19 protein-coding genes and 1 riboswitch are annotated in these 20,013 nt (G+C 34.5%); of the genes, 15 read left to right on the top strand and 4 right to left on the bottom strand.

Annotated features, from left to right (window positions below; translation table 11 throughout):
• Window positions 1-130: 130 nt before the first annotated feature.
• The 10 genes from epsC to FGF67_RS04130 all read left to right on the top strand — a co-directional run bounded on the left by epsC (window position 131) and on the right by FGF67_RS04130 (window position 10,078).
• The gene (gene epsC, locus FGF67_RS04175; protein WP_139695213.1) at window positions 131-874 is read left to right on the top strand and encodes a serine O-acetyltransferase EpsC; all 744 of its coding nucleotides are present in this window, start codon (window positions 131-133) and stop codon (window positions 872-874) included.
• On the top strand, window positions 858-1,748 hold the full coding sequence (gene cysM / locus FGF67_RS04170) for a cysteine synthase CysM (protein ID WP_139695212.1): 891 nt from the start codon (window positions 858-860) through the stop codon (window positions 1,746-1,748). The genes epsC and cysM overlap by 17 nt, the downstream gene beginning before the upstream one ends.
• Before the next feature lie 20 nt (window positions 1,749-1,768).
• Window positions 1,769-2,659 (top strand): metallophosphoesterase, encoded by an 891-nt coding sequence (locus FGF67_RS04165; protein WP_139695211.1) that lies wholly within the window; start codon window positions 1,769-1,771, stop codon window positions 2,657-2,659.
• A 90-nt stretch (window positions 2,660-2,749) separates the two neighbouring features.
• Window positions 2,750-2,858, top strand: a riboswitch (SAM riboswitch).
• An 87-nt stretch (window positions 2,859-2,945) separates the two neighbouring features.
• Complete coding sequence (locus FGF67_RS04160) at window positions 2,946-3,953, top strand: homocysteine S-methyltransferase family protein (RefSeq protein WP_139695210.1); 1,008 nt, start codon at window positions 2,946-2,948, stop codon at window positions 3,951-3,953.
• A gap of 32 nt (window positions 3,954-3,985) precedes the next feature.
• A complete protein-coding gene (locus FGF67_RS04155) occupies window positions 3,986-4,246 on the top strand; it encodes an antibiotic biosynthesis monooxygenase family protein (protein ID WP_233244000.1) in 261 nt (86 codons plus the stop codon).
• On the top strand, window positions 4,246-6,921 hold the full coding sequence (gene metH / locus FGF67_RS04150) for a methionine synthase (protein WP_139695208.1): 2,676 nt from the start codon (window positions 4,246-4,248) through the stop codon (window positions 6,919-6,921). Before FGF67_RS04155 ends, metH begins: the two co-directional genes overlap by 1 nt.
• Before the next feature lie 7 nt (window positions 6,922-6,928).
• Window positions 6,929-7,177 (top strand): hypothetical protein, encoded by a 249-nt coding sequence (locus FGF67_RS04145; RefSeq protein ID WP_139695207.1) that lies wholly within the window; start codon window positions 6,929-6,931, stop codon window positions 7,175-7,177.
• Between the two features lie 68 nt (window positions 7,178-7,245).
• Window positions 7,246-8,202 (top strand): methylenetetrahydrofolate reductase [NAD(P)H], encoded by a 957-nt coding sequence (metF, locus tag FGF67_RS04140; RefSeq protein ID WP_139695206.1) that lies wholly within the window; start codon window positions 7,246-7,248, stop codon window positions 8,200-8,202.
• Between the two features lie 29 nt (window positions 8,203-8,231).
• The gene (locus tag FGF67_RS04135; RefSeq protein WP_139695205.1) at window positions 8,232-9,332 is read left to right on the top strand and encodes an acyloxyacyl hydrolase; all 1,101 of its coding nucleotides are present in this window, start codon (window positions 8,232-8,234) and stop codon (window positions 9,330-9,332) included.
• Complete coding sequence (locus FGF67_RS04130) at window positions 9,329-10,078, top strand: head GIN domain-containing protein (protein ID WP_139695204.1); 750 nt, start codon at window positions 9,329-9,331, stop codon at window positions 10,076-10,078. Before FGF67_RS04135 ends, FGF67_RS04130 begins: the two co-directional genes overlap by 4 nt.
• Here FGF67_RS04130 and FGF67_RS04125 read toward each other — a convergent pair.
• The 3 genes from FGF67_RS04125 to gldA all read right to left on the bottom strand — a co-directional run bounded on the left by FGF67_RS04125 (window position 10,064) and on the right by gldA (window position 14,430).
• Window positions 10,064-11,251 (bottom strand): acetate/propionate family kinase, encoded by a 1,188-nt coding sequence (locus FGF67_RS04125; RefSeq protein WP_139695203.1) that lies wholly within the window; start codon window positions 11,249-11,251, stop codon window positions 10,064-10,066. The two genes, FGF67_RS04130 and FGF67_RS04125, sit on opposite strands and share 15 nt — an antisense overlap.
• A 1-nt stretch (window position 11,252) precedes the next feature.
• Window positions 11,253-13,343 (bottom strand): phosphate acetyltransferase, encoded by a 2,091-nt coding sequence (gene pta / locus FGF67_RS04120; protein WP_139695202.1) that lies wholly within the window; start codon window positions 13,341-13,343, stop codon window positions 11,253-11,255.
• Between the two features lie 190 nt (window positions 13,344-13,533).
• A complete protein-coding gene (gene gldA / locus FGF67_RS04115) occupies window positions 13,534-14,430 on the bottom strand; it encodes a gliding motility-associated ABC transporter ATP-binding subunit GldA (protein WP_139695201.1) in 897 nt (298 codons plus the stop codon).
• A gap of 461 nt (window positions 14,431-14,891) precedes the next feature.
• Between gldA and FGF67_RS04110 the strand changes: the two genes are divergently transcribed.
• The 5 genes from FGF67_RS04110 (at window position 14,892) to FGF67_RS04090 (ending at window position 19,461) form a co-directional block, all read left to right on the top strand.
• The gene (locus FGF67_RS04110; RefSeq protein WP_139695200.1) at window positions 14,892-15,719 is read left to right on the top strand and encodes a prephenate dehydratase; all 828 of its coding nucleotides are present in this window, start codon (window positions 14,892-14,894) and stop codon (window positions 15,717-15,719) included.
• Window positions 15,716-16,861: a pyridoxal phosphate-dependent aminotransferase gene (locus FGF67_RS04105; protein WP_139695199.1), complete on the top strand. Its 1,146-nt coding sequence runs from the start codon at window positions 15,716-15,718 to the stop codon at window positions 16,859-16,861. The genes FGF67_RS04110 and FGF67_RS04105 overlap by 4 nt, the downstream gene beginning before the upstream one ends.
• Window positions 16,862-16,863: 2 nt before the next feature.
• Complete coding sequence (locus FGF67_RS04100) at window positions 16,864-17,715, top strand: prephenate dehydrogenase (protein ID WP_139695198.1); 852 nt, start codon at window positions 16,864-16,866, stop codon at window positions 17,713-17,715.
• 10 nt (window positions 17,716-17,725) lie between these two features.
• On the top strand, window positions 17,726-18,808 hold the full coding sequence (locus FGF67_RS04095; RefSeq protein ID WP_139695197.1) for a bifunctional 3-deoxy-7-phosphoheptulonate synthase/chorismate mutase type II: 1,083 nt from the start codon (window positions 17,726-17,728) through the stop codon (window positions 18,806-18,808).
• 122 nt (window positions 18,809-18,930) lie between these two features.
• Complete coding sequence (locus FGF67_RS04090) at window positions 18,931-19,461, top strand: hypothetical protein (protein ID WP_139695196.1); 531 nt, start codon at window positions 18,931-18,933, stop codon at window positions 19,459-19,461.
• A gap of 55 nt (window positions 19,462-19,516) precedes the next feature.
• Here FGF67_RS04090 and FGF67_RS04085 read toward each other — a convergent pair whose 3' ends face one another.
• The gene (locus FGF67_RS04085; protein WP_139695195.1) at window positions 19,517-19,969 is read right to left on the bottom strand and encodes a hypothetical protein; all 453 of its coding nucleotides are present in this window, start codon (window positions 19,967-19,969) and stop codon (window positions 19,517-19,519) included.
• Between the last annotated feature and the right edge of the window lie 44 nt (window positions 19,970-20,013).

Here is a 20,013-nt window from a genome sequence, read left to right as displayed (position 1 = left end):
AGATTATTGATAATAGTACAGTCCTGCAAGATTATTTAACATCTTGCAGGATTTTAGTTTTTACAATAAAAAGTAAGTTTATAAATATTTACAGACTATTTTTATAAACAGAAAAAAAGCCAACACATATATGAAAAGTTATAATGTTTGTTTGAAAGATACAGTAAAGACCTTTACAAAAAGACTCTTTTATTCGTTGTTTGATTGCGAACAAGAAGTGGAACATCAAGACTATTTAGAAACGACATTTTTGAAAATCCTTTTAAAACTTAAAGTTGAAAACGGATTATCTATTTGGGAGGCATTTAAAACTGAGCTCCCCGAAATACGAAGAAAACTAGATTTAGATGCTATAGCTTTTGAAAAAAATGACCCTGCGTCACATAGTTTAGAAGAAATATATATGGCTTATCCAGGATTTCATGCCATTTCAATTTATCGGTTAAGTCATGCTTTACATGAATTGGGTGTTTATATTTTACCTAGAATGATGAGTGAATATATTCATGGCATAACAGGAATTGATATTCATCCAGGAGCCACAATAGACGAGTCTTTTTATATAGATCATGGAACAGGTATTGTGATAGGAGAAACCTCTATTATTGGAAAAGGTGTAAAAATTTATCAGGGTGTTACATTAGGCGGTATTTCTGTAGCTAAAAGTTTAGCTTCTACAAAACGGCACCCAACAATAGAAGCTAATGTTTGTATTTATGCCAATGCAACCATATTAGGAGGCGATATTGTAATAGGTGCAAATAGTATTATTGGCGCCAATGTTTGGATTACAGAATCTGTTCCAGAAAATTCATTAGTAACCTATCAAACTGAGATTAAAATTAGACCCAAGAAGAATGGCATTCGAAAATAGTATCATTGGCCAAATTGGCAATACCCCCCTTGTAGAAGCAACACATCTAATCAATAAAAAAGGCGTTCGTTTATTTTTAAAATTAGAGGGCAATAACCCGGGCGGAAGCGTAAAAGACCGACCAGCCTTTAATATGATTAATGAAGCAATAAAGCGAGGGGATGTAAAAAAAGGAGGAACTTTAGTAGAAGCAACTAGTGGAAATACAGGGATTGCATTGGCTTTTATATCAAAATTATTAGGTATAAATATGGTGTTAATCATGCCTGAAAATTCTACCGAAGAGCGCGTAAAGACCATGCGTGCTTATGGTGCAGAAGTTATTTTAACCCCTGCCGACGTTGGTATTGAAGGATCACGAGATTTGGCGTTTAAGCTAAGAGATGAAAAAGGCTATGTGCTTTTAAACCAGTTTGAAAATGACGATAATTGGAAAGCACATTACAAAACTACAGGTCCTGAAATATGGGAAGCTACTAACGGAAAAATCACTCATTTTGTGTCGGCTATGGGAACCACGGGAACCATAACGGGTGTTTCTGCTTATTTGAAAGAGCAGAATAGTAATGTGACTATTGTTGGTGCACAACCAGCTGATGGGGCTAGAATACCAGGTATTAGAAAGTGGTCACCAGAATATGTACCTAAGTTTTTTAATCCGAAAAAGGTGGATATCGTGGTAGATGTGTCTGAGGAAGAAGCAAAAAATACTACCATAAAACTTGCCAAAGAAGAAGGTGTGTTTGCTGGTATGAGTAGCGGTGGTTCTGTATATTGTGCCTTGCAAATAGCAGAGGAAATAAATGAAGGGGTTATTGTAGCTATCATTTGTGATAGAGGCGATAGGTATTTGTCCTCAACATTATTTGAGTAAAGTAACAATATCAATGGATTATGAAGAAGGCCTTGTTAATAATTGGTTTATTAGTTTTTGCGTGTAAAACATCAACGGATAAATCTGATGGTAGTTTTGAAATAGGCGTAATTGCTGATTGCCAATATTGTGCCTGTGAAACCCAAGCGCCAAGGTTTTATAAAGCTGCAAAACAAAAATTGCAAGTTGCTGTAGATTTCTTGAATACAAAAGATTTGGAATATACCATTCATTTAGGAGATTTTATTGATAGAGGTTTTGCCAGTTTTGATACTGTTTTACCAATTTGGAATGCCTTGAAATCGGAAAAAAGGCATGTTTTAGGAAATCATGATTTTAGTGTAGCCGATTCTTTAAAGCGGTTTGTTCCTAATAAAATGGGACTTAAAACAAGATATTATAGCTTTAAGAAATTCAATTGGCGATTTATAGTTTTGGATGGTAATGAGCTGAGTTTTTATGGTGCAGAACCCCATAAAATAAAGCAAACCGATTCGCTTTTTAATCAACTTAAAAGTGACAACTTACCAAACGTTGCTGTTTGGAATGGAGGTTTAAGTCATGAACAGTTACAATGGATAAAATCTGAGCTAGATAAAGCAATTGTTAATGATGAGCATGTAGGTATTTATTGTCATTTTCCAGCCATTAGAGAAAGGGATTTGCATAACCTTTGGAATTTTAAAGAATTTCAAAAACTAATTCAACCCTATGAAAATGTTAAGTTTTATTTTAACGGACATAACCATGCGGGAGATTATGCAGTAAAAGATGGAGTCCATTACCTAACCTTTAAAGGGATGTTAGATACTCAAGATTCCACTGCATTTTCAGTTGTACAGTTTACCAAAGATTCTATTTTTATTAAGGGTTTTGGAAGAGAAACGTCTCGTCGATTAAAAATAAAGTAATATAAAAACAGGATTGGTCTTATTTTAGACAAACTTAGGATTATATAAAATATATGTGTTATTTTTGTGCACCAGTTCATAAATGTATTAGTGTTATCAAGAAAGGTAGAGGGAATAGACCCAATGAAACCTTGGCAACCCTTTAACTTGTAAAGAAGGTGCTACGTTCTACTGCTTGTTCAGAGTTTTTATATTGAATGTATTTTAATATCTCAAACAATCAGACAGATAACGAAAGTGTTTTTACTTTTCTTGATGATATTATACGCTTAAAATAATATCAAAAATGTCGAACATACATAAAGCTTTAAAAGAGCGAATTTTGGTTTTAGATGGCGCCATGGGAACCATGCTACAGGCCTATAAATTCACCGAAGACGATTTTCGCGGTGAGCGCTTTAAAGATTACCCCATACCGTTGCAGGGTAACAATGATTTGTTATCTATTACGCAACCTGAGGCCATAAAAGCCATTCATGGAAAGTATTTTGCAGCCGGAGCCGATATTGTAGAAACCAATACTTTTTCAGGAACCACTATTGCCATGGCTGATTACCAAATGGAAGATTTGGTATATGAATTAAATTATGAATCAGCTAAAATTGCTAAAGAAGTAGCGCATGAGTTTACAGCTAAAGAACCTCATAAACCACGTTTTGTAGGTGGTTCTATTGGTCCAACAAACCGTACAGCAAGTATGTCTCCCGATGTGAATGATCCAGGATATAGAGCAGTAACGTTTGATGAATTACGGATAGCCTATAAACAGCAAGTTGAAGCTTTGGTTGATGGCGGCGTAGATTTATTATTGGTTGAAACAGTGTTTGATACCTTAAATGCCAAGGCGGCTTTGTTTGCCATAGAGCAGGTAAAAGAAGAAAGAAATATAGATATTCCTATCATGTTGAGTGGTACCATTACGGATGCTTCAGGAAGAACCTTATCAGGACAAACCGCAGAGGCTTTTTTAATTTCAGTGTCGCATATTCCGTTGTTATCAATTGGTTTCAACTGTGCATTAGGAGCTAATTTGCTACAGCCTCATTTAGAAGCTATTGCTAATAAAACCGATTTTGCCATTTCAGCACACCCTAATGCCGGATTGCCAAATGCCTTTGGAGAATATGACGAATCTCCAGAAGAAATGGGTGAGCAAATAGAAGAATATTTAAAGAAAAATTTAATCAACATCATTGGAGGATGTTGCGGAACATCGCCTGACCATATTCGTGTGATTGCTGAAATTGCTGCAAAATACAAGCCTCGTAAAATAGCTGTTGAAGCTGAACTATAATACAAGATATCTTGATTTTAGAAGTAGCGATATTGAATGTAAAGACTGGACAATCTAAAGCATTTGAGGAAAACTTTAAAAAAGCCGAAAGGATTATTACATCAATGAAAGGGTATGTGTCTCATGATTTAAAGAAATGTATTGAAGAAGTTGATAAATATATATTATTAGTGAACTGGAAAACGATTGAGGATCATGAAATTGGATTTCGTCAATCAGAAAAATATCAAGAATGGAAGGCTTTATTGCATCATTTTTATGAACCATTTCCAACGGTAGAACATTATAAGTAATGAAGATAAAACAAACGAAATACATGAAATTGTCTGGTTTAGAACCTTTGGTTTTAAATGAAAACAGCAATTTTATAAACGTAGGAGAACGAACCAATGTTGCAGGGTCACGTAAGTTTTTGCGTTTAATAAAAGAAGAACAGTTTGACGAAGCGCTTGATATTGCACGCCATCAAGTAGATGGTGGTGCACAAATTATTGATATTAATATGGACGATGGTCTTATTGATGGTAAAGAAGCGATGGTTCGGTTTTTAAACCTGATTGCAGCTGAGCCTGATATTTGTCGTGTGCCTATTATGATAGACTCTTCTAAATGGGACATCATTGAGGCTGGTCTGCAAGTGGTTCAAGGGAAATGTGTAGTTAATTCTATTTCCTTAAAAGAAGGCGAAGAAAAATTTATCTGGGAAGCCACCCAGATTAAACGTTATGGAGCTGCTGTAATAGTTATGGCTTTTGATGAAGTGGGGCAAGCCGATAACTACGAGCGTCGAATTGAAATCGCACAGCGTTCTTATGATATTTTAGTAAATAAAGTGGGCTTCCCTTCTGAGGACATTATTTTCGATTTAAATATTTTTCCTGTGGCAACAGGGATGGAAGAGCATAGAAAAAATGCCATTGACTTTATTGAAGCCACACGGTGGGTTAGAGAAAATCTTGAAAATGTTAGTGTAAGCGGTGGTGTAAGTAACGTATCATTCTCCTTCAGAGGGAACAATATTGTGCGTGAAGCTATGCACTCGGTATTTTTATATTATGCCATTCAGGCAGGTATGAATATGGGTATTGTAAACCCGGCAATGCTAGAAGTGTATGATGATATTCCAAAAGACCTTTTAGAGCATATAGAAGATGTCATTCTTGATAGGCGCGATGATGCTACCGAGCGTTTATTAGAATTTGCCGAAACCGTAAAAGGGACAAAAGTTGAAAAAGCGTTGGACCTTTCTTGGAGAGAAATGCCTTTGCAAGATAGGATAACCCATGCCTTAGTAAAAGGTATTGATGCGTTTATTCTTGAAGATATTGAGCAGGCCAGACAAGAAGCTGAAAAGCCTATTGATGTGATTGAAGGGCATTTAATGATAGGAATGAATGTGGTGGGCGATTTATTTGGAGCAGGAAAAATGTTCTTGCCACAGGTAGTAAAATCGGCGCGTGTTATGAAAAAGGCTGTGGCGTATTTGAATCCTTTTATTGAAGCTGAAAAGTCTGATAAATCAGAGCCTGTTGGTAAAATACTAATGGCTACTGTAAAAGGCGATGTGCATGATATTGGTAAAAATATTGTGAGTGTAGTTTTAGCTTGTAACAACTATGAAATTGTTGATTTAGGGGTTATGGTACCGCCAGAGAAGATTATTGAAACTGCTATTTCAGAGCGTGTAGATGCTATTGGCTTATCAGGTTTAATCACACCATCATTAGATGAAATGGTGTATTTGGCTAAAGAAATGCAGCGTCAAAATTTTGAAGTACCCTTATTAATTGGAGGAGCAACAACCTCAAAAGCGCATACAGCTGTTAAAATAGATACGCAGTATGATAATGCCGTAGTACATGTAAATGATGCTTCTAGAGCGGTAACTGTTGTTGGCGATTTGCTGAATAAGAAAACGGCTCATGAATACGTGGCTAAGCTGAAGAAAGATTATGATGAGTTTAGATCCAAGTTTTTAAAACGCGGCAAAGAAAAATCATATATTTCAATCAGGGAAGCTCGGCAAAGAAAATATAGCATTGATTGGGAAACATCTGAAATAGTAAAACCTAAAGAATTAGGGGTTCAAATGCTAAAGCAATTAAGTTTAAAGGAATTGGAGCCTTTTATAGATTGGAGTCCGTTTTTTAGAAGTTGGGATTTGCATGGTAAGTTTCCTGATATTTTGAATGATGATGTGGTTGGTGAGCAAGCTACCCAGCTTTATGAGGATGCCAAGGCAATGGTTCAAGATATTATTGCTAAACAGTTGTTGAAGCCCAAAGGCATTTTCGGATTGTTTGAAGCAAATAGCATTAATGATGATGATATTTTGGTACAAAAGAAAGGCAAAGAAGTTGCTGTTTTTAGAACTTTACGTCAGCAATTAAAAAAACGCGAAGGTGTGCCTAATCATGCTTTAGCTGATTTTATTGCGCCTAAAGATTCTGGTAAAACAGATTATATTGGTGCTTTTTGTGTAGCTATTTTTGGAGCACAAGAATTGGCTGAGAGCTATAAAGAAAAGCATGATGACTACAATGCAATTATGACACAAGCTATTGCCGATAGGTTTGCTGAAGCTTTTGCTGAATATTTACATAAGCAAGTACGTGTTAAGCATTGGGGGTATGCGGCAAATGAAGATTTAAGTAACGATGATTTGATTAAGGAGAGTTACAAAGGTATTCGTCCGGCGCCAGGCTATCCAGCTTGTCCAGATCATTTAGAGAAAGAAACCATTTGGGAACTATTAGATATAGAAAAAATTATTGGAGTAAAATTAACGGAAAGTTTAGCTATGTGGCCAGCGGCAGCGGTTTCAGGGTATTATTTTGCCAATCCAGAAGCTAAGTATTTCGGATTGGGGAAAATTACAGATGATCAGCTAACAGATTATGCTAACCGAAAAGGTATCGATAAAGACCAAGCTAGAAAATGGCTACATGCAAATATAGCTGACGAATAATTAAAACATGAATACAGCATTTATAGAATTAACCTTAGGAAGTTATATTATTTCACATGGATACGACTCTAAAAGAAAAGAACACTTAGAGCATGTGCCCTCAGACAAATTTTCAAAAAAACTAGTGGCTATAAATAGAATAAAATCGGTTAGTGAAAAATACATTTTAACCGATTATATTGACGGCCGTTGGATTTATTGGGAATATCTAGAAGATTATGAAGCGGTAAAAAAGCGTTTACAGCTATCGTTTTAACCATTAAAATCCGTAAAAGACAAATAAAAAAATACTTTCGGAAATTGCCGAAAAGATAAAAACAAGTTATGAAAGTAACAGACCATATAAAACAAGCCAACGGAAAAACATTGTTTTCGTTTGAGGTGATACCGCCAAAAAAAGGAAAAAATATTCAAGATTTATACAATAATATTGATCCGTTAATGGAGTTCAATCCACCATTTATTGATGTTACTACCTCGCGTGAGGAATACGTGTATATTGATAAAGGAAACGGATTACTTGATAAACGGATTACGCGCATGCGTCCGGGAACTGTAGGTATTTGTGCTTCTATTATGCATAAGTATCAAGTAGATGCCATTCCACATTTATTATGTGGCGGATTTACTAAAGAAGAAACGGAGTATGTATTGGTAGATTGTCATTATTTGGGTATTGACAATGTTATGGCACTTCGTGGCGATTCAATGAAGGACGAGCCGTATTTTAGACCTGTAAAAGGCGGACATGCTTATGCCAGTGGCTTAGTAGAGCAAATTTCAAATTTAAACAAAGGACAGTATTTACATGATGATGTAGAGGTAGAACATAATTCTGATTTTTGTGTGGGTGTGGCGGGTTATCCTGAAAAGCATATGGAAGCCCCATCATTAGTAACCGATATGCGTCGTCTAAAAGAAAAAGTAGATGCTGGTGCTGATTATGTGGTGACTCAAATGTTTTTTGATAATCAAAAGTATTTCGAGTTTGTTGAAAAAGCTAGAGAAATGGGTATTACCATACCTATTATTCCTGGTATAAAACCTATTGCTGTAAAGCGCCATTTACAATTGTTGCCTCAGGTATTTAAAATTGATTTACCTCAAGATTTAATTGATGCCGTTGAAGCCTGTAAAGACAATAAACAAGTAAGGCAGGTTGGGGTTGAATTTGCTATTCAGCAATCAAAAGAATTACGCGAGGCAGGAGTGCCAGTGTTGCACTATTATTCAATGGGTAAAAGTGATAATGTACACGCTATAGCAAAGGCTTTGTTTTAAATAGTGTTTTTTAGAACGTAACCTTTGTTATGAAATTTTATCTGGCTTGTGCACTTTCTTTAGTTTTTTGTCTTGTTTGGTCACAAGAAAAAAAGCATACGTCTTATTTTGATGTTAATTATTTTAAAGGGAATATAGCGGAGCACAATACCGATGTTTTACATCTCATAAAAGGGCATCCTGAAGGTGTTATTTTAAGCTGGAATAAAAAAACATATGGATATAATGCATGGGAACAACTATATAATTATCCAGATTATGGTGTTTCTTTTTCATATCAAAGTTTAAAAAATGATGTATTAGGGAATAATTATGCACTTTATGCCCATTACAATTTTTACTTCTTTAAGCGGCATGTCATGTTTCGTGTGGGGCAAGGATTAGCATTAAGCACCAATCCATATGATAAAGTAAATAATTTTAGAAATAATGCATTTGGTTCAACCTTTTTGAGTAGTACCTATATGATGCTCAATTACAAAAAGGAACGTATTTTTAATAGACTAGGTTTGCAAGCGGGTTTTTCACTTATTCATTACTCCAATGCTAATGTTAAGGCGCCAAATACAAGTATAAACTCCCTTACGTTTAATATTGGTGCTACCTACAATTTAGAGGAAGCCGAGCCAGAATATATAACAGATATTGTACATGCAGACAAAGAAAAATTTACAGAACCTGTTAAGTTTAATATAGCTTTTCGGGCTGGTGTTAATGAAAGTGATGTTGTAGGAAGTGGTCGATTTCCATTTTATATTGCTTCGGTTTATGCCGATAAACGTATCAATAAGAAAAGTGCTTTGCAATTTGGTACTGATGCTTTTTTTTCAAAATTTTTAAAAGAACTTATTTATTACCAAAGCGTAGCTGGATTGGGTGAAAATGTTACAGGAGAAGAAGATTATAAGCGAGTTGGGTTGTTTGTTGGTCATGAGCTGTTTGTAAACAGAATGTCTTTGGTAACACAGTTGGGATATTATATTTATTATCCGTTTGATTTTGAAGGAAGAAGCTATTTTCGAATCGGTTTGAAGCGTTATTTTGGAAACACATGGTTTGGCGCTTTAACATTGAAATCGCATGGCGCAAAAGCTGAATGTGTTGAATTTGGAATAGGAGTACGATTATGAAAAAAGTGCTATTAGTATTAAGTCTAGGTTTAATAGGTTATTCCTGCAATAAGGAATCTGCACCAGATTGTTTACAAACTACAGGTAAAACAATTCGGCATGAGATTACAGTATCAAATTTTGACAAGATTTTTGTAAATCGCGATATTGAACTCATTATAAAAGAGGGGCAAGAGCAAAAAGTGGTTGTAGAAACAGGTAAAAACTTGATGCCAAGTGTTGTAGTGAGTGTGTTGGATGGAATATTAATATTGACTCAAAATAACACCTGTAATTATTTCAGATCTTATGATGCTACTAAGGTTTATGTTACATCACCAAACATAAGAGAAATAAGAAGTTCTACACAATACAATATTACATCTGATGGCGTATTAACCTATCCTGATTTAACACTTCTGTCTGAAGATTATGGTGTAGAAGATACTTACACCAGTGCTAATTTTTACTTAGAAGTTGATAACAATAGTTTGAGTTTTGTGTTTAATAACCTATCAAACGCTTTTGTTTCTGGCGCAACTGATAACTTACATGTAACTTTGGCGGCAGGAACCTCAAGATTTGAAGCACGGCAATTAATTGCTCAAAATGTAACTTTTTGGAATAGGAGCTCAAATGACATCATAATAAACCCGCAACAAAAACTTTCAGGAAAAATTTCTGGTACAGGTCATGTTATAGCTATTAATAAACCACGTGTGGTTGATGTAGAGGTGGTTTATAAGGGAAAATTAATTTTTGAATAGATCAACCGATTGTTTTGCTATTTCCAACTCTTCGTTTGTTGGAATAACTAATATTTTCACTTTAGAATCTACTGTGTTTATCGTTCTAATGTTACTAGAGCGCTTTTCGTTTTCTTCTTGGTTTAGTTTTATTCCTAAAAAGTCTAAATCCTCACAAACCATTTTTCTAATCACACTTGAGTTTTCTCCTATACCAGCAGTAAAGACAATAGCATCTATGCCGTTTAAAATGGCCGTGTAGCTACCAAGGTATTTTTTTATACGGTAGGCATTCATATCTAATGCCAATTGGCACGCCTTATTTCCGTTTTCAGCTTCGGCTTGAATATCTCTTAAATCACTCAATCCTGTTAGACCTAGCATACCACTTTTCTTTTGTAAAAGCGTATTAATTTCATCAAGGCTATAATTGTATTTTTCGGCAAGGTAAAATATAATAGACGGGTCAATATCTCCACAACGGGTTCCCATAATTAAACCTGTTACAGGAGAAAAACCAAGAGAATGGTCTACACTCTTTCCATCTTTTACAGCCGTCATACTACAGCCGTTTCCTAAATGGATGGTAATAATTTTGGATTGTTCTTTGCCTAAAAAATCAATTGCTTTTTCAGAAACGTATTTATGACTGGTGCCGTGAAAACCATACAAACGGATATTATGCTCATCTGAAAATTTATTTGGGATAGCATACCGATAAGCTTTTTCAGGAATAGATTGGTGGAATGCTGTATCAAAAACAGCCACCTGTTTAGCGTTAGGAAAAATAGCTTCAGCCACTTCAATGCCTTCAAGATTAGCAGGGTTATGTAAAGGTGCTAAAGACGAAAGGGCTTTGATTTTTTCTTTTACCGTTTCTGTGATTTCAGTGGTATCGCTAAAGTGGCTACCGCCATGAACAACACGGTGTCCTACAATATTAATGTCGTCGGCCGATTTTATTATACCTGTTTTTTCGTTTAACAACTGTTTAGCAAGTAATTCTAATCCAGTTTTATGGTCAGGAATTGCTGTTTCTACGGTTATGGAATCCTTATCTGTATTAAACTTAAACTTACCATCTTCTAAACCAATACGCTCAATGAGACCCGAGCACAAAATACGTGCTTCAGGCATGGTAAATAATTGAAATTTAAGGGAAGAACTTCCTGAATTTAAAACTAATACTTGCATGTTATATTTCTTGTGCTTGAATTGCTGTTATTATTACGGTGCTGTAAATGTCATCTGCGGTACACCCTCTACTTAAATCATTAACGGGTTTGTTAAGGCCCTGAAGCATTGGGCCAATGGCTAACGCTCCAGTTTCACGTTGTACAGCTTTGTAGGTGTTGTTACCTGTATTTAAATCAGGGAATATCAATACGCTAGCTTGACCGGCCACATCCGATTCGGGTAATTTGCTTTTACCAATACGCATATCAACAGCAGCATCATACTGGATAGGGCCTTCAATTTTCATATCGGGAGCAGCGGCTTTGGCAAGCTCTGTAGCTTTTCTAACCTTATCAACTTCCTCGCCTTTTCCTGAACTTCCAGAGGAATAAGATAGCAAGGCTACTTTAGGTTCAACACCAAAATTTTGAGCGGTTTGTGCAGACGAAACAGCTATTTCTGCCAACTGCTCTGCATTAGGGTTTGGATTAATAGCGCAATCACCAAAAATAGATACGCGGTCTTCCAAACACATAAAGAATACAGATGATACAATATTACATCCAGGTTTTGTTTTGATGAATTGTAGTGCTGGTCTTAGGGTGTGTGCTGTGGTATGTACAGCACCAGAAACCATACCATCTGCATGGCCTTTGTAAATCATCATGGTTGCAAAATAGGATACATCAGACATAGCATCTCGAGCCATATCTAAATTTACATTTTTATGTTTTCGCAATTCGTAAAATGTATTGACGTAATCTTGAAAATGGGCCGATTTTTGGGGAGAAACAATGTTTACTTTTTTCAAATCAAGAGGAATGTCTTGTTTTTCAACAATTTCAGCAATTTTATCTTCTTCACCAATAAGAGTTAATTCTACCACATTAGCGTCTACCAATCTTGCTGATGCCCTTAAAATACGTTCATCATAACCTTCGGGCAGCACAATATGCTTTTTGTCTTTTAAAGCTCGTTGAAGCAAATTGTATTGGAACATTCTTGGGGTGAATATACCAGATTCAAACGTTACTAAGTCATTAGCCAACTTATCAGTATCTACATGCTTTTCAAACGTAGCAATAGAGGTTTCTATTTTTTCAATGTTCTCGGCATAAATTCTAGATTTAATTTTACCAATGGTATTGGTAACCTGAAAAGTGCCTTTTTTAACACTGATAATAGGTACAACACTTGAAAGACCTTCTATTAATTTTAAAATTGTGTCTTCAGGAATTAGTCCACCAGTTAATATAATGCCTGATACTTTAGGGTAATTTTTAGAGATATTTGCTTGTAAAGCACCTAAAATAATATCAGCTCTATCACCAGGTGTTATGACCAAGGCATTCTCTTTTAAATGCAGTAAATAATTGCGTAGTTGCATGGCACCCACACTAAAATTTTCAGATTGATTGTTAATCATGTCTTCACCAAAAAGAACCGTTCCTTTTAGCTTTTTTACAATCTCTTTTATAGTAGGACTGGCTAAGCTGCTAATTTTTGGAATAACCGTAACATCAGCCGTTGTTTGAATTCTGTTTTTAATTAATGCTTTCAGCGTAGAAACCTCATCAGGGTTTACCTTGTTTGTCATGATAGAAAGTACATCTACCTCTTCTTTAAAGGCATCATGAGCCAGTTGTACATTGTCAACAATGTCATGTAAAGGAATACCATCACCTTGAGATACGAGAATAACAGGAAGACCTAAGTTTTTTGAAATGATAATATTGATATCTAATTCTAAACTAGAGTTTTCGTGAGAAAAATCTGTACCCTCCACTAAAACAAAGTCGAAACGCTCTTCTTGGTATTTAAACTTTTTTATGACGTGATCAATAACATCTCCAGACTTACCTTTGTTGTAAAGTTCAAGTAACTCACTTCTGGTATAAGCATACGTGTTCTTGTAATTTATATCAATTTCAAAGTATGACAGTACGGTGTTAATGTGATTGTCCATTTCACCATTTTCGGTATCTTCAATTATAGGTCTGAAGTAACCAACTTTGGCTGTTTTACCCAGAAGCATACGCATTAAGCCCAATACAATTACAGATTTACCACTGTTAGGTTCAACCGTAGCTACATAAATTCCTTTACTCATTTTAGTGTTTTTATTGTTTACAAAGATAATATTCTAGTTTTTTAAATAGCTTTTTATCTTTTTTGTGTTTAAACTTACTTGGGCAAAATTAATATGTTATTATAATGTCATAGATGACTTTTGTCATAAATCACGCTTATATTTCTAACGTTTTCGTGTTTATGAATTAAGATTATAAATTAGCTTTTAATTAATTAGTTGTGAGCTCTCTAAATAAAGTTTCTAAGCTGGTGTTTTTTTGATTAAGCTGCAGGATTTTTAATTGATTGTCATGAGCAAAATCAAAGACATGAGCGCGCATGTCATCAGAGGTTTTAAAGGTGATTTCATAAATAAAATCATGGGTGTTTACAACCTTATGCGCTTTTGGAAGTTGTAGTAGAAAAGCATCTTCAACACGGAAGTCAAATTCTACAATGACCACTTGCTCCTTTTCATCACGAAGATCTTTTAATTTTTTGTCGGCCACAATTTCGCCCTTATTAATAATAATCGCACGATCGCACATAGCTTCAACTTCCTGCATAATATGAGTTGACAAAAACACTGTTTTTGTTTTTCCTAAAGATTTAATCAGGCCTCTAATGTCTACTAGTTGATTTGGATCTAGACCTGTTGTAGGCTCATCTAAAATTAATACATCGGGATTGTGTAGTAGTGCGTTTGCTAAACCCACACGTTGCCTATAGCCTTTTGATAGTTGCCCTATTTTTTTATGTGCTTCAGCGGTTAAACCTGTGAGGTCAATAACCTCGTTAATACGTTGATTGTTTACATGATATATGTTGGCATTAAAGGCTAAATATTCTTTAATATAGAGGTCTAAATACAACGGGTTGTGTTCTGGCAAATAGCCAACACTTTGTTGAACTTGCTGTTTGTTGGCGTTTACATTAAACCCATTCACCTTTGCCGTGCCTTGATTGGCAGTAAGGTAGGTGGTTAGTATTTTCATCATGGTTGATTTTCCTGCGCCGTTAGGTCCTAAAAAACCAACTATTTCAGGCTTATCAACTTTAAACGATATATTATTTAAAGCTTTTTGATTACCATATAATTTTGAAATTCCAACTACTTCAATAGACATATTTAAAATTATTTATTCAAAAGTACATGAATTTTTTCATTTGAAAATTGAAGAACGTGAAATGAAACATGAAAGATTAACCAAATAATTATAGAGATGAAATAAAGTGTTATAATCTCCTGCATGAAAAGTTTAGTTTTTTAATAGAGAAAAATAATTGATTATATAACGTAAAGGAAGTTTTACTGTAAAATCTTTAAAACTTTTGGGAATTTTAAAAAAAGTAGATTTTGTTAGTTTATTTCTTAAAATAATATTTAATTTAGCGGCGTAATTATGATAAGAACAGTGTATTATACATATTTTAACAATTATTTCTTTTTTAGTAAAAGAAACGAGGCGTTGTATGTATAATTTAAAAAGCTAAATTAATATATAAGTCTCGATGAAAATCGAGATTTTTTTTTGTCTAACGTTTTGTAAGATAAAAAATAAAAAGACAGAAACTAAATTGTGTAATTTTGATAAAAACGGTAGCCATACAGGGAGTTAAAGGGTCATTTCATCACATAGTGACCCAGCAGTTTTTTGAGAATGCTGTAGATTCTATTGAGTGTTTAACTTTTGATAGAGTGGTTGATGCTTTAATAACTAAAGAATGTGATGCGGCTATTATGGCCTTAGAAAACTCTATTGCAGGGTCAATTATTCCTAATTATGCATTGATTGATAAATTTGGGTTGCATATTGTAGGAGAACACTATTTAGATATTCAGCATAATTTAATGGCACTGCCTAATCAACGTATTGAGGATATTGAAGAAGTGTATTCACACCCTATGGCTTTGTTACAATGTAAAGAGTTTTTTAAAATACACCCACATATAAAATTAGTTGAAGATAAAGATACTGCTGAAGTCGCTCAGCGCATTCAAGAGCAGCAATTAAAGGGTATTGGGGCTATTGCTAGTGTAACGGCTGCTGAAATTTTTAATCTAAATATTTTAGCACATGGTATACAAACCATAAAGCATAATGAAACCCGATTTGTAATTATTAAGCGAACTAATTCAGAGGTGAATCAAAGTGATATTAATAAAGCCTCCATAAAATTTGAAGCTAATCATAAACGAGGTAGTCTAGCTGCTATTTTAAATGTAATGAGTGATTGTAAACTGAATTTAACAAAAATACAGTCGTTACCAATTATTGAAACACCATGGAAATATGCGTTTTTTGTAGATGTGACTTTTGAAAACTATAAAGATTTTCAAAAAGCAAAATCGTTAATAGATATCATGGGTGATGGGTTTAAAGTTTTGGGTGAATATAAAAATGCAAAGTTATGATTGAAGTAGCAGACCGTTTACAGACCGTTGAGGAATATTACTTTTCAAAAAAATTGAGAGAAGTAGGGATGCTAATTGCAAGTGGGAAACCAATTATTAGCTTAGGAATAGGGAGTCCAGATTTACAACCTCCAGCGAAGGTTCTTGAGGCTGTAAATTATAGTCTTAAAGATGCTAATGCACATAAGTACCAGAGTTACCAAGGACTTCCTGAGTTGAGATCTGCGATTTCAGAATTTTATAAGATGCATTTTTCTGTGAGTTTAAGTCCGTCTTCAGAAATTCTTCCTCTAATGGGAAGTAAAGAAGGTATTATGCATATATCTATGGCATATCTTAACGAAGGAGATGAGGTGTTAATTCCAAATCCAGGGTATCCAACTTACCAATCGGTAACAAAATTGGTTGGAGCTAAAGGGGTGTCTTATAATTTGGATGCTGGCAATAATTGGCAGCCAGATTTTAAAGCTCTTGAGCAGCAAGACTTGTCAAAAGTAAAATTGATGTGGGTTAATTATCCACATATGCCAACAGGAGCACAGCCCGATAAGTATGTTTTTGAGAATTTAGTGGCGTTTGGGAAAAAGCATAATATTTTAATTGTTAATGATAACCCGTACAGTTTTATACTGAATGATAATCCTAGAAGTATTTTGAGTGTTCCAGGCGCTAAAGAAGTTTGCTTAGAGCTCAATTCATTAAGTAAAACGTTCAATATGGCTGGTTGGCGTGTAGGTATGGTAGTTGGTGCTCCAGAGTATATTAGTAATATTTTAAAAGTAAAGAGTAATTTTGACTCGGGCATGTTTTATGGAATACAAAAAGGTGCCATTGAAGCTTTGAAATGTTCAAACATGTGGTTTGCAACATTGAATAATGTATATCAAGAAAGGCGTAAGCTAGTATGGCAACTTGCAGATGCCCTAAATTGTACCTACGATGAAAATGCAACAGGTATGTTTATTTGGGCCAAATTGCCTGATCATGTGAAGTCAGAAGAGTTTATAGATAAAGTACTTAAAGAAAATCATATATTTATTACACCAGGAACCGTGTTTGGTTCGCAGGGGGAAGGGTATGTTAGATTTTCATTATGTGCTTCAAATGAAGCAATAGAAGAAGCTGTTGCAAGAGTACAATAAGGATGAAGAATATATATGCCATAGGAGTAGGTTTGATTGGTGGAAGCCTTTGCTTAGATATCAAAAAAAATAATCCAGAAGCTGTAATTCATGGTGTTAGTAGAAAAGATGCCACGCTTAACAAAGCTTTAGAGCTTAATATTATTGATAAAAAAGCAACGCTTGATGATCTGGGAAATGCTGATTTAGTGATTATTTCTATACCAGTTGATGCAACGGTTACCTTATTGCCAACGGTATTAGATAAAATTTCAGACACGGGGTTGGTGGTTGATGCAGGGTCTACAAAAGTAGATATATGTAAAGCGGTTGAAAATCATCCAAAAAGAAGAAACTTTTTAGCTATGCATCCTATTGCTGGTACCGAACATTCTGGACCAACAGCTGCGTTAGAAGGTCTGTTTGTTGGCAAAACAAATATTGTTTGTGAAGTAGAAAAGACCACCTTTAAGCTTCAGGAAAAAGCCTTAAAACTATTTTCAGATATTGGTATGCGCATGCGTTATATGAATCCTGAAGCACATGATAAACATATTGCTTATGTATCGCATTTGTCACATATAAGTTCATTTATGCTGGGGAAAACAGTAATTGAAAAAGAAAAAAATGAGCGTGATATTTTTGATATGGCAGGTAGTGGATTTGCCTCAACCGTACGTTTGGCTAAAAGTTCGCCAGAAATGTGGACACCTATTTTTAAACAGAACAAAACTAATGTTATTGAGACATTAGAAGAATATATAAATAATCTCACGCATTTTAAACAGTTAATGGAAGCAAATGATTTTGATGCTATAAACAGTGAGATGGAAAATACAAATCATATAAAAGATATATTAAAAGGAATTAGTTAAGAGTAAAATTATGGAGAACAAAAAAGAAATGAGAACCTGGTTAGATGATTTAAATTTAGATCATCCGTTAGTAATTGCAGGTCCATGTAGTGCTGAAACCGAAGAGCAAGTTTTAAAAATTGCACATGAGCTAAAAGATACTGATGTTAGTTATTTTAGAGCAGGTATTTGGAAACCAAGAACACGCCCAGGGATGTTTGAAGGGGTGGGAGCCTTAGGTTTAAAATGGCTACAAAAAGTAAAGGAAGAAACTGGGATGAAGATTTGTACCGAAGTTGCAAACGCAGCTCATGTTAAGCTAGCTTTAGAACATGATGTGGATTTGCTATGGATTGGAGCACGTTCAACAGTTAGTCCTTTCATTATGCAAGAAATTGCAGATGCTTTAGAAGGAACAGATAAACCTGTTTTGATAAAAAATCCTGTAAATCCAGATTTAGCTTTATGGTTAGGTGGCATTGAAAGAATTTATGCTTCTGGTGTTAAAAATATTGGAGCAATTCATAGAGGGTTTTCAACATATGAAAAATCTAAATATAGAAACACTCCAGAATGGCAGTTGGCTATTGAATTTCAAAATAAATTTCCTGATATTCCATTAATCAATGACCCGTCTCATATTACAGGAAAAAGAGATATGATTTTTGAGGTGTCTCAAGAGGCATTAGATTTAAATTTTGATGGTTTAATGATTGAAACACATCATGATCCTGAAAATGCTTGGAGTGATGCGGCTCAACAAGTAACACCAGCTAGTTTAGTTCAAATTATGAAAGATTTGAAAATAAGAAAAGAAACTAATGCGGAAGAAGATTATACCAATACATTAAACAAATTAAGAGCACAGATTGATGTTGTTGATAATCAAATTATAGAATTATTAGGAAAACGTATGAAGGCTGCCGATGGCATTGGAGAGCTTAAAAAATCTAAAAACGTTGCGGTATTACAGTCAAAGCGCTGGAATGAAATTTTAGGTAAAATGGTTCTTGAAGGAGAGCAGCACGGATTAAGTGAAGAGTTTGTATTGAAAATGTTCAAAGCAATTCACCAAGAATCTATCAATCATCAAGAAAAAATCATCAACGGTTAAAAATGTGATGTATTATTATATTTTAAAAAAGCCTTCTATCTGGAAGGCTTTTCTATTTATATAATTTAACAAGAAAAAGTCTTACATTTATAAAGTGTTGTTAATCAAGTAAGACCTGTGTTATGAAAAGAATCATGTTATTTTTTATTTTGCTTTGTATTCTTAATAGTTATGCACAAAGTGAGTATGAAAATGAAACAGAAGAAAAAGAATTAAAAAACGAAGTTATTTTTGAGTTTGGTTTTACACATATTCCTAAAGCTTTTGAAGAAGGTAAACTTGAAGAATCTCTTTTTGTGCCAACAATAGGTGTTGGTTATTATAGAGAAATTACAGCAACCTGGTCATTAGGTATGGTGTTAGACTTAGAATTGGCAGATTATTTAGTGCCTTTTGGTAGAGAGGATTTAGAGCGGGATAGAGCTTTTATTCTAGCGGTTTTAGCAGGTTATAGTTTCGCTAAGAATTGGAATATAATTGCTGGTCCGGCAATAGAATTTGAGAAAAACAAAAATTTATTTGTATTAAGAGGTGGTTTAGAATATGGTATTGAGTTAGGGAGTAATTGGGGAGTCTTGACCTCTTTTGTTTATGATTTTAAAGAAGAATATGGTACTTGGGGACTCAATATAGGAGTGTCGAGAAAATTCTAGAAAGGATTGCCTAAAAACAAGATTAAGAGACAATCCTTATAATGTTTTGAAGTATTTACGGTCTATTTCTTTTAAAAACATAACGTGTTATAAAGATGCCGTTGCCATCACCCTTTCCTGCGTCGCTTTCCACGCCACTAGTTACAAAGGCTAATTCCCATCCTTCTTCTGCCATAGCATTTACTTTAGAGTTAACAAGAGCGTCGTTAGCCGCAATATTTTGAAAGCGAATACCTGCTAAGTTATAAAAGTTTAATAGTTTGGTTTCTTCAAAATCTTTCACCCGAATATCACCTCGCTTTGATTTGTTTCTAGAATTGTCTTCTTCTGTTTGTTCTGAAGTGAAATCTTCATAATTTCTTTCATCAGTGGCCGAAATCAGTCTAGAACGTCCTAGACCACTAGGAACAATAGATTCAATAGTTGTAATTATCTTATACTCTACTTGAGCATGCATTTCAAAAAAAGAAAAGAAAATAAGACTTAAGGCTAAAATTGTGTTTTTCATTCGGTATGTTTTTATAAATAATGACACTAAGATAATCTTTTTCT

It is taken from the genome of Allotamlana fucoidanivorans (assembly GCF_006265225.1).
GTDB lineage: Bacteria > Bacteroidota > Bacteroidia > Flavobacteriales > Flavobacteriaceae > Allotamlana > Allotamlana fucoidanivorans.
This window is presented reverse-complemented; position numbering and strand designations above follow the sequence as displayed.